General features: G+C 56.9%; 12 protein-coding genes. 4 read left to right on the forward strand and 8 right to left on the reverse strand.

Annotated elements, in window-relative coordinates:
• Positions 1–20 precede the first annotated feature (20 nt).
• Positions 21–1130, forward strand: coding sequence for a PLP-dependent cysteine synthase family protein (locus QV747_RS09525; protein ID WP_273431105.1), 1110 nt, complete (start codon positions 21–23; stop codon positions 1128–1130).
• 166 nt (positions 1131–1296) lie between these two features.
• Positions 1297–3390 (forward strand): glycosyl hydrolase family 18 protein, encoded by a 2094-nt coding sequence (locus QV747_RS09530; RefSeq protein ID WP_273431107.1) that lies wholly within the window; start codon positions 1297–1299, stop codon positions 3388–3390.
• 109 nt (positions 3391–3499) lie between these two features.
• On the opposite strand, the gene QV747_RS09535 is transcribed toward QV747_RS09530, so the two are convergent.
• The 8 genes from QV747_RS09535 to QV747_RS09570 form a co-directional block, all read right to left on the reverse strand.
• Complete coding sequence (locus QV747_RS09535) at positions 3500–4795, reverse strand: erythromycin esterase family protein (protein WP_273431109.1); 1296 nt, start codon at positions 4793–4795, stop codon at positions 3500–3502.
• A 180-nt stretch (positions 4796–4975) separates the two neighbouring features.
• Entirely contained in the window at positions 4976–6250 is a 1275-nt protein-coding gene (locus QV747_RS09540; protein ID WP_273431111.1) for a dihydroorotase, read from the reverse strand.
• Between the two features lie 12 nt (positions 6251–6262).
• Positions 6263–7225 carry an aspartate carbamoyltransferase catalytic subunit gene (locus QV747_RS09545; protein ID WP_047393054.1) on the reverse strand — a complete coding sequence of 321 codons (963 nt, stop codon included), beginning with the start codon at positions 7223–7225 and terminating at the stop codon, positions 6263–6265.
• A gap of 130 nt (positions 7226–7355) precedes the next feature.
• Positions 7356–7769 (reverse strand): Holliday junction resolvase RuvX, encoded by a 414-nt coding sequence (gene ruvX / locus QV747_RS09550; RefSeq protein WP_028449064.1) that lies wholly within the window; start codon positions 7767–7769, stop codon positions 7356–7358.
• A complete protein-coding gene (locus tag QV747_RS09555) occupies positions 7766–8338 on the reverse strand; it encodes a YqgE/AlgH family protein (RefSeq protein WP_028449063.1) in 573 nt (190 codons plus the stop codon). The genes ruvX and QV747_RS09555 overlap by 4 nt, the downstream gene beginning before the upstream one ends.
• Positions 8339–8478: 140 nt before the next feature.
• Positions 8479–9837: a hypothetical protein gene (locus QV747_RS09560; protein WP_273431115.1), complete on the reverse strand. Its 1359-nt coding sequence runs from the start codon at positions 9835–9837 to the stop codon at positions 8479–8481.
• Positions 9834–10715: an ABC transporter ATP-binding protein gene (locus tag QV747_RS09565; protein WP_273431116.1), complete on the reverse strand. Its 882-nt coding sequence runs from the start codon at positions 10713–10715 to the stop codon at positions 9834–9836. The genes QV747_RS09560 and QV747_RS09565 overlap by 4 nt, the downstream gene beginning before the upstream one ends.
• Positions 10716–10718: 3 nt before the next feature.
• Positions 10719–11093: a GntR family transcriptional regulator gene (locus tag QV747_RS09570; RefSeq protein ID WP_273431118.1), complete on the reverse strand. Its 375-nt coding sequence runs from the start codon at positions 11091–11093 to the stop codon at positions 10719–10721.
• Between the two features lie 151 nt (positions 11094–11244).
• Between QV747_RS09570 and QV747_RS09575 the strand changes: the two genes are divergently transcribed.
• Positions 11245–12678: a deoxyribodipyrimidine photo-lyase gene (locus tag QV747_RS09575; RefSeq protein WP_273431120.1), complete on the forward strand. Its 1434-nt coding sequence runs from the start codon at positions 11245–11247 to the stop codon at positions 12676–12678.
• Between the two features lie 89 nt (positions 12679–12767).
• Positions 12768–14516: an isomerizing glutamine--fructose-6-phosphate transaminase gene (locus tag QV747_RS09580; protein WP_273431122.1), complete on the forward strand. Its 1749-nt coding sequence runs from the start codon at positions 12768–12770 to the stop codon at positions 14514–14516.
• Positions 14517–14765 lie beyond the last annotated feature (249 nt).

Below are 14765 nucleotides of genomic sequence, written 5' to 3' on the forward strand. Positions count from 1 at the left end.
ATACCACATGGAGTATCCAGATGCGCGCTCATCGCGAATGGTTCAATCAGGCCATCCAGACCATCGAAGCCGATTTTAATCGCTCGGCCGACACCCATCTGATCCCGCTGCAGCTGCCCGGTTTTCCCGGCATTGATATTTATCTGAAGGATGAATCCAGCCACCCCACCGGCAGCCTGAAGCATCGGCTGGCCCGCTCGCTGTTTATGTATGCGCTGGCCAATGGCTGGCTCCACCCCCACAGCACGGTGATCGAGGCGTCCAGCGGCTCGACCGCGGTATCGGAAGCCTATTTTGCCCGCCTGCTCGGCCTGCCCTTTATCGCCGTGATGCCAGCCAGCACCAGCCGCGACAAAATCGCCGCCATCGAGTTTTACGGCGGCCAATGCCACCTGGTGGCCGACCCCACGCAAATCAGCGCCGAATCGCAGCGGCTGGCTGCCGCCACCGGCGGACATTTTATGGATCAATTCACCTATGCCGAGCGCGCCACCGATTGGCGCGCCAATAACAACATCGCCGAATCGATCTTTAAGCAAATGGCGCTGGAGCGGCATCCGATCCCGCGCTGGATCGTCACCAGCTGCGGCACCGGTGGTACCAGTGCCACGCTCGGCCGTTATGTACGCTATCGCCAGCATGCCACTGGTATTTGCTGCGTCGACCCGGAGAACTCGGTGTTTTTCACCAGCTATGCCGAAGGCCGGCAAGACCTCACCCTGACTTGCGGCTCGCGCATTGAAGGCATTGGCCGCCCGCGGGTAGAGCCCTCGTTTATCCCCAGCGTGATTGATCTGATGCTGCACGTGCCCGATGCCTACAGCCTGGCCGCCGCGCACTGGCTCAGTGACAAATTGGGAAAAAAGGTTGGCGGATCAACCGGCTGCAACTGGCTGGGCATCTTAGAGTTGGCCCAGGCGATGCGCGCCAAAGGCGAAACCGGCAGCTTGGTGACCCTGCTGTGCGATAGCGGTGAGCGCTACCGCCACAGCTATTACGATGCGGCGTGGCTGAGCGCCCAAGGCTACCATTTAGCCCCGCTGTATGCCGAGCTAGCGGCCTGCGCCGACAGCGGCGCGCCACTGCCGTCGCTGCGTAGCGCGAGCCTACCCGGCAAACTGGTATCTTAATAAAAATTAATGTGATACCAATTATTTACTTTTGATCTCATCCGGCGCATTCTAAGCGCGCGCCTGCTGGCCCCTGGGTCACAGCTTGCCGCACCAAGGCTCAAGATAGAGCTACTGCCGCAGCGGCGATCTGCCAGCGCGCTACCCCAACAAGGAGATGGATGAGATGAACAAACTGTGTAAAACAGTGCTGGCCAGTTCGCTGGTCATCATTGGCAGCCAAGTCATGGCTGCTGAATGTGCCGCCCCATGGTCGGCCGCCACCACTTACGGCCAATCTGGCACCGTGGTGAGCCAAGCCGGGCATAACTACAGCAATAAATGGTGGACGCTGAACGAAGACCCGAGCAAAGCGGGCGCGTGGGGCGTCTGGACTGATCTGGGTAGCTGCGGCGCCGGTACGGCCACCCCAAGCCCAGTGGTAACTGCAGCGCCAACGGTAGCACCAACAACTGCCCCAACCGCCGCCCCAGCCACCCCAACACCGACCGCGAAACCAACCGCGAAACCAACCGCAACACCCGCCGTAACCGTGCCACCAAGTGGCAGCTGTGCCGTATGGGCCGAAGGCGCCAGCTATAAAACTGGCGATGTCGTGAGCTACAACGGCGTGAGCTACACCGCTCTGAGCGCACACACCGCCTTTGTTGGCGCGGGCTGGACCCCAGCCACGACCCCAACCCTTTGGAAAGCCGGCGGCAGCTGCGGCGTCGTGCCAACAGCCGCCCCAACTACGGCGCCGACCTCTGCACCAACCGTAGCGCCAACCGCCACGCCGAAACCAACTGCTGTGCCAACCGTAGCGCCGACAACAGCACCAACGACGGCCCCAACGACTGCACCAACCGCGACGCCAAAACCGACCGCCGTGCCAACAGCAGCTCCAACTACGGCACCAACGGTAGCGCCAACCACCGCACCGACTACAGCACCAACAGCTGCGCCAACCCCAGTTGGCCCAACCCCAACACCTGCGCCAGTGGGTAGCCGTGAAGTCGGTTCTTACTTCACGCAATGGGGCGTGTACGACAGCGCCTTCTTCGCCAAAGCGGTGCAAGACAGCGGCGCAGCGGCCAAGCTGACCTTCATCAACTACGCCTTTGGCAATATCTACAAACAAGCCGATGGCACCATCAAGTGCGATAGCGGCATTAATAAAGCCAACGATGGCAATACCGCCGGCGATGGTGGCGATGCCTGGGCTGATTACCAGATGGATTACGCCGCCAAAGACTCGGTCGATGGCGTTGCCGATACGTGGGAAAGCACACTCAAAGGTAACTTCAACCAGCTGAAGAAACTGAAAGCCAAAAACCCGAACCTGAAGATCTTTATTTCTCTAGGTGGCTGGACTTGGTCGCGCTTCTTCTCCACCGCTGCCGCAACCGATGCCAACCGTAAAGCGCTGGTGGCTTCGTGTATCGACGTTTACCTCAAAGGTAATCTGAAAAAAACGGGCGGTGATCCGGCTGGTGGTACGGGCGTCGCCAAAGGTATCTTCGACGGGATCGATATCGATTGGGAATACCCAGGCGTACAAGGTATCGGCAATAACGTGGTGGATGCGGTCAACGACAAGCACAACCTCACCTTGCTGATGGCCGAGTTCCGCAAACAGCTGGATGAATACGGCGCGAGCCAAGGTGGCAAGAAATTCTACCTCACCGCCGCCATTGGCGCGGGTAGCGAGAAAATCGACCAAACCGAGCCAGCGCAATACAGCAAATCGATGGATTGGGTGAATGTCATGACCTATGACTTCCACGGTGATTGGGATGACACCACCAACTTCCATTCGCACCTGTATCCCGATCCAGCCGACCCAACCGTCGGCATCGCCCGCACGTACAACATCGACGATGCACTAACCAAACTGATGGCCAATGGCATGCCAGCCGATAAAATCGTGCTGGGTATTCCGTACTATGGTCGCGGCTTTGGCGGTGTAGCGAGCCTAAATGATGGTCTGTATCAGAAGAAAACTCGCGCTGCGGGTAAAGTCGGCGTGCAAACCGAAGCCGGTTATGGTGATTACAAAGCGCTGAAAGATGTAGCTGGGGTACGCAAATACCACCCAGTGACCAAACAGCTGTACTTGTACACCACCACGGGCGACTGGTGGAGCTATGACGACGTGCAAACCATCCGCCTGAAAAATGAATACCTGAAGGCCAAAGGCCTGCGTGGTAACTTCAGCTGGGCGCTGGATGGTGACGATGCCAACGCCACCCTGACCAAAACCATGGCTGAAATCAAGTAAGCACGATCTGGCCAGCATTACCGGCCATGCACTAAAAAGCCCGCCAATTGGCGGGCTTTTTTTCGCCGCGTATCGCAGAAGCCACGCGCGGATTGGTTGGGAATTAAGCTTAGTTTGGCAGTGGCAAGATAGGGTATTGCCCCTGAGTGGCCGGTTTAGCTTCGTTGTAGAAGAATACCCCGTTCAGATCTTTACCCAGCACCGGCCCGCTCAAGCCCGCGACGGCAGCCGGATCTTGCGGCGCGTTCACAAAGCCCTGCACCAAGCCCGCGGCCTTGAGCGCGCTGGCCAAAGCATCCGCCGGCCACTGCACCGGCGCCGTGCCCTGATCCCAGTATTTATTAATCTGCCCACCCAGCGGCAGCAAGCTGGCGATATACAGGTCTTTACCCAGCTTGGCCTGCAAATGCCAGCCGAAAGAATGAATCGCCTGCTTGGTATCCGGGTTGGTGCCGGTGGTAGCAGGAATACCGTGGGCCGCATTGGTCCAGACAATCACTTTGTGGCCGGCAAACACGTTATCGAGCAACCAGCTGGCATTGTCGGCCATGGCGGTGTCGCGATAATCGTAGTTTTTGTCTTCACGATGCTGCTGGCGCATGACATTGGTGGCAATCCCGCGCACCTGCCGGCACCACCAGCCTGCGCTTTGGCGTACATCCGCCGGCTGAGCTGTATCGCTGCACAGTTCTTTTTCCAGCTGCGCCGATACCTGATTAAATTCGGCCAGCTTGGCGCCTTCGCTATTGAGCGAGATGGCTTTTTTCGCCACGGCCAGATATTCAGCCCAAGCCGGCTGGCTCACTACGCTAGAACCGCGCTGCTTCAAAAAGGCTTCCAGCTGCGGCAATAAATCATGCGTCGAGCTCGCACCCGCCAGCGGAATATCAAACCCGGCCAATTGCAGCGGCTGCGCAGTGGTACGGGCCTGATCGAGATACTGCAATACTTTGCGGCCGGATTCGGTTTGCGAATACATATAAAACACGCGGCCCGGCGCCAATTCGGCGAGGCTGGCGTTTTTATCGACCGCACTGCGCCACATGCCATCCACATCAAACATCGCGCTTTCAATCAGCAGCACATCAAAGCCTTGCTGCTGATGCAGGTATTGCACCAAGCGGTTCATCAACTCAAAGGCATTGGCATCGGCGTAATGGCTTTCATTGAGCACCACCACTTTGGCGTCGCCAATTGCGCTGGCAAACTCGGCCAGATCGGCGTTATCCACGCCCTCGCCCGCACTGAGACTATTGAGTGGTTTCACATTGGCTTTCAGCCAGCTCTGAGCAGCCTGAGTCTCCGCCACCGTGGCGACGGCCGAAGCCGCTTCAGGTTTGGCGGCTTTTTCCCCACAGCCCGCCAAGGCAGCGGCCACACAGACCGCCAGCAAAGTATGACGCATTGGTTCTCTCCCCTTTTTGCAGCCAATAGGATACTGCAATCTTCCTGAAAGCGTAAAACCGCCATGCCGCTGACATTGCCCTAGCTCACAGGTGATTTATTCCGCACGCAAAGAAAAAGCGGATGGCATGCCATCCGCTTATAGTTTCGGGAATCAGCGACTTAGCCGCGCTGATCCAGATCAGCCTTGATACACCAATTTGCCTTTCACCAGCGTGTACTTCACTTGGCCGATCATTTCATGCCCGATGAACGGTGTGTTTTTGCCTTGTGATTTAAGTTTCTCCGGCAAGACATACCAGCTGCCTTCGGGATCAAAAATCAACAAATCGGCACGTTGGCCCACGGCCAGCCCTGCGGCAAAGCCCAGCGCTTTGGCCGGCGTCGAGCTGATCTTGGCCAGCGCAACCGGCAGGCTGATGTGCTGTTGCCGCGCCCAGGCCAGAGTTAATGGCAGCAGTAATTCCAAACCGGTAGCGCCGCGTTCGGCTTCGGCGAAAGGCAGCAATTTGCCATCATCATCCACCGGGGCGTGATCCGAGCAGATCATATCGATGGTGCCATCATTCAGCGCAGCCACGATCGCATCGCGGTCGGCCACACTGCGCAGCGGCGGGTCGAAGCGGTATTGGCTGTCAAAGAAACCAATATCCAGATCCACCAGATGAATATGGTTGATGCTCACATCGCAGGTCAGCTTCAGCCCTTCGCGTTTGGCGGCGCGAATCAGCTCCAAACCCGCTGCGCTTGATACGCGCGCCAGATGCACTTTACAACCGGTAGCGCGCATCAGCTGGGTAATCTGAGCAATGGCGATGGTTTCGGCCACCACCGGAATCCCGGTCAGCCCCAGGCGCGAAGCATAGGGGCCATCGTGCGCAACGCCATCATTCACCAAGGAGGCTTCTTCCGGGCGCAGACGCAGCTCAAAGCCATAATTGGCCGCATACAGCATGGCGCGGTACAACACTTGCAGATCGGCAATCGGCACGTCGCCTTGCGAGAACGCCACGCAGCCAGCCTCATGCAGCTGCGCCATCTCGGTGATTTCCACGCCTTTTAGTCCGCGTGTGAGTGCGCCAACTGGATACACCCGCGCCAGATCGAGGGTTTTACTACGCTGGCGCAGCATGGTCACCAAACCCACTTCATCCAATACCGGATCAGTATCGGGCGTACACACCACACTGGTCACGCCCCCGGCCACGGCAGCGGCCATTTCCGAGGCCAGCGTGGCCTTGTATTCCTGGCCCGGCTCACGCAGACGCGCGGCAAAATCCACCAGCCCCGGCGCCACCACCAGCCCGCGTGCATCGATGGTTTCTTCGGCCACAAAGCCCGCTGGCGCGCTTCCCACGCCCACAATCTGGCCACCGGCCACGAATAAATCCGCCTGCGTTTCGGTGCCCTGCAATGGATCAACCAGCCGACCATTCAGAATCTGGATCTGTTTCATATGCGCATTCATTTACAGCAACCCCCGCTGATTCGCCGTCACAATACTCAACACCGCCATCCGCACCGCGATACCAAACGTCACCTGCGGCAGAATCACGGCTTGCGCGCCATCGGCCACGGCCGAATCAATCTCCACCCCGCGGTTCATCGGGCCCGGGTGCATCACGATCGCGTCGGGTTTGGCCAGCGCCAGTTTTTCTGGGGTGAGGCCATAGAATTTGAAAAATTCTTGCGTGCTGGGCAGATACGCGCCGGCCATGCGCTCGTTTTGCAAACGCAGCATGGCGACCACATCGACGTCTTTCAGGCCCGCTTCCATATCATGGTACACATGCACGCCCAGCTGCTCGATGCCGGTCGGCAGCAAGGTTTTCGGCGCAATCACGCGGATTTCGGGGCAACCCAGCGTCGAGAGCGCATGAATCTGCGAGCGCGCCACGCGCGAATGCAGAATATCGCCAACAATCGCCACGCGCAGATTGGTAAAGTCGCCTTTGAAGTGGCGAATCGTGAACATATCCAGCATCGCCTGCGTGGGGTGCGCATGGCGACCATCGCCGGCATTCACCACCGCCACGCCCGGTTTCACATGCTTGGCAATCAGATGCGCCGCGCCCGATTCCGAATGACGCACCACAAACAGATTGGCACCCATTGCTTCGAGGTTGTGCACGGTATCGAGCAGGGTTTCGCCCTTGGCAGTGCTGGAAGCCTGAATATTCAAGCTAGATACATCGGCCGACAGCCGCTTGGCGGCGATTTCAAAGGTGGTGCGGGTGCGGGTCGAGTTTTCGAAAAACAGATTAAACACCGACGTACCAGCCAGATCGGTGAATTTCTGGTTAACGAGCTCGCCACCCGAAACAAATTCGGCCGCTTTATCCAGAATCTGGTTCAGAATGCGGCGCGGCAGACCTTCGGTGGTCAGCAGGTGAATCAGCTCACCTTGCGCGTTCAATTGCGGGTTATACATAGCATCCTCGCTGCGGATTACTGCACTTTAAAACAATGGCCAGCAAAGCCGGCCAATCATTCCTATAGGGGTATTACCTTCCAAGCCTTTTATCAATTGGCTTACACAGACATACCCATTAATCATTGCTTTACACCCCGCCATCCAGATAGCTTTGCAAAATCTGCATGGCCGCCACCTGATCAAGCGCTGGTTTTTGCTTGCGCCCGCGCAAGCCGGTTTCATTTAAAGCCTGGGTTGCGCCCGCGCTCGACAAGCGCTCATCCACCAGCGCCACCGGCAGGCCAAAGCGGCCGGTGAGCCGATTGGCAAATTTGCGCGCCAGCCGGGTCATTTCGTGTTCGGTGCCATCCAGATGGGTGGGCAGGCCCACCACCAGCTGGCTGGGCTGCCATTCGGCGATCAGGGCGGCGATGCGGGCGAATTTGCTGTCATTGCCTTCGCCACTAATGGTTTCCAGCGGATGGGCAATCCCAAGCTCGGTACTGGCCATCGCCACGCCGATGCGGGCTTCGCCAAAATCAAAGCCCAGCACCGTGCTCATGCGTGCCCCGCCTCTTTCGAGAGCATCGCCATATCAATGCCCAACAGCGCCAGCGCCGCGTCGTAGCGAGCATCCACCGGTGTATCGAACAGGATTTGCATATCCTGCATCGGCACGGTGAGCCAAGAATTTTCGGCGATTTCTTTTTCCAGCTGGCCCGCTTCCCAACCCGAGAAGCCCAGGGCCACAAACAGCCGCTCGGGGCCGCCGCCTTCGCCAATCTGGGTGAGAATATCGCGCGAGGTAGTCAGCGCCAGCTCGCTGCTCACGATAAGCGACGATTGCCAATCGCCAATCGGGGTATGCAGCAAGAAGCCGCGATCGGTCTGCACCGGGCCGCCAAAATGCACGCCCAGCTCGCTCACATCGGGCCGATGCAGCTCTTGTTCGAGCTGATCAAACAGGGTTTGCAGGGTCATGCCCAGCGGGCGATTGAGAATGATACCCATCGCCCCGGAGGACGTGTGCTCGCAAATCAGAATAACCGAGCGCGCAAAAATCGGGTCGCTCAAGCTCGGCATCGCCACCAGAAAATGGCGGCTGAGATTCAGAGAGGCAGTGTTTTCCATAGCCGTGATTATCGCATAGCTTTGGCAAAGTCGCTGCGCCAACACCGCACAAACACCTCGGCGCCTGCCGCGGCATCCATGCCTTAGGTATAGCCTTGTAAACCAATCACCCTATTGGTTACAAAGACATACCCATAACATCAATTCAATTTGGCGCGGCGTATCGCCCCCAAATCAATCTGCAGCGCATAGCGATAAGAAAAATACGCAAGGATCGGAGTCGGCGCAGCCAAGCTAATAATCATCAACTCAATTTGATCTTGCACGCCTTTGCTCCAAACCCAAGCGACGGCAAACCAAATCGGCATGAGCAAAATAAACGCCAAGCCAACGCCTTGCAGATCGGTGCGCCCCCTGGCATTGAGGCCAAATAAATTCAGCCACGGCAAGCTCAGCACCAGATAGCGCAGGAAAGCCATCCCCACCACACACAGGAGCGCGGCATTCATGATTTGCGTACCGTTATCCATCCCCAATAAGCGCAGCAGCAGATAATTTAGCCCCGTGATGAGCAGCAGGCCACCCACAAACAGCTGCTCATCCTGCCACCAGAGTTGGCTACGGCTATGCGCGCGGCTTAACCAGGCATTCGACCATTGGCGACGAGCCGAAAAGTGCACGAGGAACGCCCCTGTCTGCATCGCAAACAGAGCACCAGCACCCCATTGATTTACCGCAGGCATCGGCAACACATGTTGATACAGCAAAATCAGCGCATAAGGCGTGAGCAATAACTGACCGAGCAATTTGCGCCAACCTTTGGCATCCAGAGCAAAGCCTAAATTCGTCTCGATCCGGAACCGCAGCACTGATTTAGCGCTTAGCGATACCTGTTGCACAGCGGCGCTTACAGGGCGAGGCGACATGACTCGTGGCTGACCAAACCGCTGTATTTGCAACCGCAGCCCTAACAGCAAAGCCAACGTACACAGCAGCAAGGCGGCCCTAATCCAGATTTCATACTGCGGATACAGAAATAGCGCAAACAACGGCACAAACAGCACCGCCAATGCCAGCTGCACTGGCCAGGCGTGGCCTTGGGCGGGATGCAAGCTACGTTGGGCAAAAGCCTGCGGCAGCGCAAAGGCCATAAATTGACCAAATAGCCACGCAAACCCCATGAGCACCCAAACTGTTGGGTTGGCTGTGCGATACCAGAACAGTAAACCAATCAAGCTCCATACCAGACTATTGAGTAACAGCGCCTGCGCAATCAGCACTGCGCCAGCTGGTTTGCGTACCCGCCAGTGCCCAAGAGCCTCAATCAGCGCGGCCGTATTCAGGCTTGGCGCAAAGGCTAGAAAAGCCAAGGGAAAATAAAGCGCTCGTACAAAATCAGTAGGAAAGATCGCCATGCCGCACAACAACAGCATATACGCCAAAGGCCAGATCAGCCGCTGATTGCTGGTGCGCCCCCAGAGCAGGGTAAAAATCCAATTTCGCTGCGCCCGAATAGCCGGATCTCGCCATTGGGTGAACACGTCCGCGACGAAGCTCATTGCGAAATCTCCACAAAAGCGTCTTCCAAACCCAAAGATTCAACGTGATACGCTGAAGTGATTGCTGCAGCGCATTCGGCGGCGAGCTCGTCGTTCCAGCCGCGGATAATCCATGTTTCACGCTCGGCGCTCAGATCCGTTCGCACCACCCGGCTCGTGGTAAGCGCAAGTGAGTCGGCAATCTTCAGGGGGTGAATCAAATGCAGGCGGACGATAGATTCTTTAAGCTCGTCCAATTCGCCATCGAAACTAAGGCGCCCGCTTTCCAATAGCCACAGATGGCTAGCCACGCGCTCGATATCGCTGAAAATATGGCTGGATAGCAGCACCGAACGCTCGCCATCGGCAACGATGGCGATGATTTCTTCGATTAAAGCGCGGCGTGCGACCGGATCGAGGCTGGCCGCCGGCTCGTCGAGCACCAGTAATTTCGGTTCATGCGCCATCGCCGCAATCAAAGCTAGCTTTTGCCGCTCCCCGACCGACATTTCGCTTATCAGTTGCGAGAGCGGCACGCGCCAATTGTTAACAAGGCGCTCAACCAGCTCCTTATTCCAGTGGGTATGAAACAGCTTGGCCGCGGCCAGCATTTCTTTGCCAGTGAGCCACGGCATTAAATCGTCAACTTGCGCGACAAAGCCAATTTGGCTGCAAACCTCTTTCGGCATTGCGGTGGGCGGATGACCAAATACCTTGACCTCACCGCTTGCCAAAAAGGTGTAGCCGAGCAAACCATCAAGCAAGGTAGTTTTGCCAGCGCCATTTTTGCCGACCAAGCCAATCACCTGTCCCGGCTCGATAGTGAAGCTTTGGCCTTTGCACTGCACGGCGCCCAGTTCGACATCACGGGCAACTAGAAATGAATCGCTTACATGCATGGTTTACTCCTGACTAGGGTTTTGCAGCGCGGTCATCAGCGCGGCTTGTAGCTCGGCGTCGGTCAGCCCAAGCTGGCGGGCGGCCATAATTAAATCGTTGAGCAGCGGTGCGAGCTGCTGCTGCGGGCTACGGTGATGAGCGCTTGCCGCGGCCACCGTCATCGGCTTGCCCCGCTGGCGCAACAGCAATCCTTCGGCTTCGAGCAAGCTATAGGCCTTGGAAATCGTCATCGGATTCACGGCGTGCGCTTCGGCAATTTCGCGCACGGAGGGCAAGACATCGCCCGGCGCAAGCTGGCCACCGGCAATCAAACGGCGCACCTGATCTTGGATTTGCCGATAAATCGGCGTGGGCAAATGGGGGTTTAGCACGAACATCCGGGTGCTCCACAACTGTATACGTGTATTATTTTATCAATACACATATACAGTCAAGACAGATTACCCATGACTGACGTTTTCTCACCTCGCGAATCGCCACCAAAATACGCTACCATTCAGTATCTTTTGACACTCAGCAGGAAACACCATGGCCAACACAGCTTTGGTTTGGTTGCGCCGGGATTTACGGCTATTTGATCACGCGGCATTGGCGGCGGCTTTGCAAGAGGCCGATCAGGTGGCGGTGGCCTTTGTGTTCGATACCACGATTTTGCAAGATTTACCGCGCGCTGATCGGCGCGTGGAATTTATCTGGGAAACACTGAAAGAGCTGAAAACCGAGTTGCGCAAGCAGGGCAGCGATCTGCTGATCCGCCATGGCGATCCGCGCCATGAAATCCCAGCTCTGGCGCTGGAGCTGGGGGTCCGCAGTGTACATTGCGCGCGCGATTACGAGCCCACCGCCATTACCCGGGACGAGTATGTGGCTAGCACGCTTAAGCAGCATGGCATAGCGCTACATACCCACAAAGATCAAGTCATCTTTGAACAAGACCAGATCCTGACCCAAAGCGGTGGGATGTATAGTGTGTTCACGCCTTACAAGCGCGCGTGGCTGGCGCGCTTGCAACCAGCCGATCTGGTGAGCCATCCCAGCCAGTCGCTCCTGCATAAGCTGATGCCCCTGCCAGCGCAGTATTTTCCGCTTCTTAAAGAACTCGGCTTTGAGAAAACCAATTTAAGCGAGCTGCGCATGCCGCTGGGCATCAGCGGTGGCGAGACCTTGTTTGCCGATTTTCAGCAGCGCATTGCGGATTATCAGCAGGCGCGTGATTTTCCAGCGGTGAAAGGGGTGTCGTATTTATCGGTCCACCTGCGCTTTGGCACCGTCTCGATCCGCGAGCTGGCGCGCTTTGCCCAGCAACACGGTGGCAGCGGAGCGGAAACGTGGCTGTCGGAGTTAATCTGGCGGGAGTTTTATCAGCAACTACTTTGGCATCGCCCCAACGTGGTGGAACACGCATTCAAGCCAGAATACGATCAGCTGCCATTTCCGAACCGCGCAGACTGGTTTGCTGCCTGGAGCGCAGGCCAAACGGGCTATCCGATTGTGGACGCGGCGATGCGGCAGCTGAACCAAACCGGCTATATGCACAACCGGCTGCGCATGATTGCAGCGAGCTTTTTGGTGAAAGATCTACTGATCGATTGGCGCTGGGGTGAGCGCTATTTCGCCACGCACCTGCTGGATTTCGATTTGGCCGCCAATAATGGCGGCTGGCAATGGGCCGCCTCAACGGGCTGCGATGCGCAGCCCTATTTCCGCATTTTTAATCCGGTTAGCCAGTCGGAAAAATTTGACCCGCAAGGCAAATTTATCCGCCGCTATTGCCCAGAATTGGCGCACTTGCCTGATGCGCAGCTGCACGCGCCGTGGCAACCGGCCAAGGGCCGTAGCGCGCAGGCTAATCTATTTGGGCGGCTGGATTATCCCGCCCCCATTGTGGATCACGCGGTGCAACGTGAAGCCGCTCTGGCACTTTTTAAAGGCGCCAAAACCGCACCTGAAAGCCACACTTAGCGGTAGATTGCTCGGGCAAAGCAGTGGTTTTTTCCTAATATAAGGAGATGGCAAATTACTGCCGATTTTACTGCGGATTGATCCCTTCTATGCCCGACATCATTGCCCTTACCGCCCCGCAAAATGTACTTCCCGCCTTTACCCAACATTGCGCCTTACTGGGTCATCACGAACATCAACTGGCCCTCATTTTGGCGGGTGAAGCGCAACCGGCGCTGCACAAGCTCACGTTGTCCGCTCCGGTGCAGGCCATCCAGTTTCCGCAAGCCCATAGCAATTGGCTCATGGCAAGCTTTTCCACCAGCGGGGCAATTAGCCCCTATCTGCATCAAAGCCGCCTCAGCGTAGCCGCACTGGGGCATTGCGATGAACATGCCAGCTGGTGTCAGCGTTATCAGCTATTACCCAGTGCCAGCCTATCGCAGCTGGTAACAGCCATGCTGGCGAGTGAACTCAATGACGGTCAAACGCTGGCCAGCGCCCTGCATCAGCTCGCCGCCACCCTCAGCGGCCACTATGCCGTGATAGTACAAGACCCGTTACAACCGCAGTATCTGTACGCCCTACAGGGCGGCCTAGGCCTATGGATCGGGCAGGAAGATGGCCTGCGCCAAATTTGCACCACCAGTGCCAAAGCGATGCGGCAAAGCGCGAATAGCGCTTACGAGATGAAACCACAGGAAGTTGTCCGCTTTGGTCTCAGCCAGCCCACATTCATTGCCGCGGATGAAAGCACCACCCCGATCAGCATGAGCTCGGGCAAGCAGATTCAGGTGCCGCACCATATGCTGGATGAAATCCAGAGCCAGACTCATACGCTGGCAGCCCAAGTAGATCGCTATCACAGCGGTAAATTATTTAGCACCGCACTATTGGCCAAGCTCTCCGCATTGCGCAGCATTACCTTGGTCGCCAGTGGCTCGAGTTTTCATGCTGCGATGATCGCCAGTTATTGGCTAGAGCAGCTCGGCGGCTGCAAAGTCCAGGTCGAGCTGGCCAGCGAATATCGCTTCCGTGAAGTGCATCCTGCACCCGATGAAATGCTGATTGGGATTTCCCAATCTGGTGAAACCGCCGACACGCTCGAAGCCATTCGCCTCGCGCAACGCAAAGGTGCGGCGCAATCTGTGGCACTCACCAATGCCCCCGGTAGCACACTCACCAGCCTCTGTGACCACACTTTACTAACAGAAAGCGGCCACGAGCTCTCGGTCAGCTCCACCAAATCCTTCACCGCCCAGCTATTGCTGCTATATCAGTTTGCACTTGCGCTTGGGCAAGCACGTAAGGCACTCAGCAGTGAAGCCTTGCAAACGGCTGAGCAGCAAATGCGCCGTTTAAGCGCGGCCGTACAAACCACCCTTGAGCACAGCAAAGAAATCCGGCGCTGGGCCAGCGAGCTACATCGCAAAGCCAATCTGTTTGTTATCGGCCGCCATGCGATGTACCCGGTGGCACTCGAGGGCGCGTTCAAGTTTAAAGAAGTGGCTTACCAGAATGCCACTGGCTATGCCGCTGGCGAACTCAAACACGGCCCAATTACGCTCATCGATGAAGAACTACCGGTCATTGCCTGCCTGCCCTGGAATGAACACGCCGAGCGCATGCTCAGCAATCTGCACGAAATCCGCAGCAATCACGGCGAGATCTTTGTGTTAAGCGATGGCAATCTTGCCTCCAGTGAGCGTTTTCATGTCATCCACATGCCAACCGGCTTAGGTAGCCTCAGCCCGATCACCTATGTGATTGCACTGCAGCTACTGGCCTATCATTGCGCGTTGCAACGCGGAAATGTGATCGATACGCCACGTAACCTGCAAAAAGCGCGGACGAGCTAAATATTGCTCTAAGGTTTGAAATTAACCGAGATGAATACTAGGCAGGGTATCCCCCCATAGACCATACACATTAATAGCCTAAGAGATATACCCTCACTGCAAATCCATTCAAAGCAGCCACGATTACAGTACTCCATGTCTCAATAAACAAAGCCCAGCGTAGCCGGGCTTTGTTTTTGGGGGTTAGGTTTGCGCCGCTGGCTTGGGCGCGGCTGGTTCGCGGTGCTGTTGTCTGTCGTGGATGTTGTG

The sequence above is a fragment of the uncultured Chitinibacter sp. genome, assembly GCF_945957625.1.
Lineage (GTDB): Bacteria > Pseudomonadota > Gammaproteobacteria > Burkholderiales > Chitinibacteraceae > Chitinibacter > Chitinibacter tainanensis.

What these genes read in the sequence shown, in the direction of transcription:
- QV747_RS09540 (WP_273431111.1), bottom strand. Translation starts at nt 6,250, where the DNA reads ATGAAACAGATCCAGATTCTGAATGGTCGGCTGGTTGATCCATTGCAG.
- QV747_RS09545 (WP_047393054.1), bottom strand. Translation starts at nt 7,225, where the DNA reads ATGTATAACCCGCAATTGAACGCGCAAGGTGAGCTGATTCACCTGCTG.
- QV747_RS09555 (WP_028449063.1), bottom strand. Translation starts at nt 8,338, where the DNA reads ATGGAAAACACTGCCTCTCTGAATCTCAGCCGCCATTTTCTGGTGGCG.
- QV747_RS09560 (WP_273431115.1), bottom strand. Translation starts at nt 9,837, where the DNA reads ATGAGCTTCGTCGCGGACGTGTTCACCCAATGGCGAGATCCGGCTATT.
- QV747_RS09525 (WP_273431105.1), top strand. Translation starts at nt 21, where the DNA reads ATGCGCGCTCATCGCGAATGGTTCAATCAGGCCATCCAGACCATCGAA.
- QV747_RS09530 (WP_273431107.1), top strand. Translation starts at nt 1,297, where the DNA reads ATGAACAAACTGTGTAAAACAGTGCTGGCCAGTTCGCTGGTCATCATT.
- ruvX (WP_028449064.1), bottom strand. Translation starts at nt 7,769, where the DNA reads ATGAGCACGGTGCTGGGCTTTGATTTTGGCGAAGCCCGCATCGGCGTG.
- QV747_RS09535 (WP_273431109.1), bottom strand. Translation starts at nt 4,795, where the DNA reads ATGCGTCATACTTTGCTGGCGGTCTGTGTGGCCGCTGCCTTGGCGGGC.
- QV747_RS09580 (WP_273431122.1), top strand. Translation starts at nt 12,768, where the DNA reads ATGCCCGACATCATTGCCCTTACCGCCCCGCAAAATGTACTTCCCGCC.
- QV747_RS09570 (WP_273431118.1), bottom strand. Translation starts at nt 11,093, where the DNA reads ATGTTCGTGCTAAACCCCCATTTGCCCACGCCGATTTATCGGCAAATC.
- QV747_RS09575 (WP_273431120.1), top strand. Translation starts at nt 11,245, where the DNA reads ATGGCCAACACAGCTTTGGTTTGGTTGCGCCGGGATTTACGGCTATTT.
- QV747_RS09565 (WP_273431116.1), bottom strand. Translation starts at nt 10,715, where the DNA reads ATGCATGTAAGCGATTCATTTCTAGTTGCCCGTGATGTCGAACTGGGC.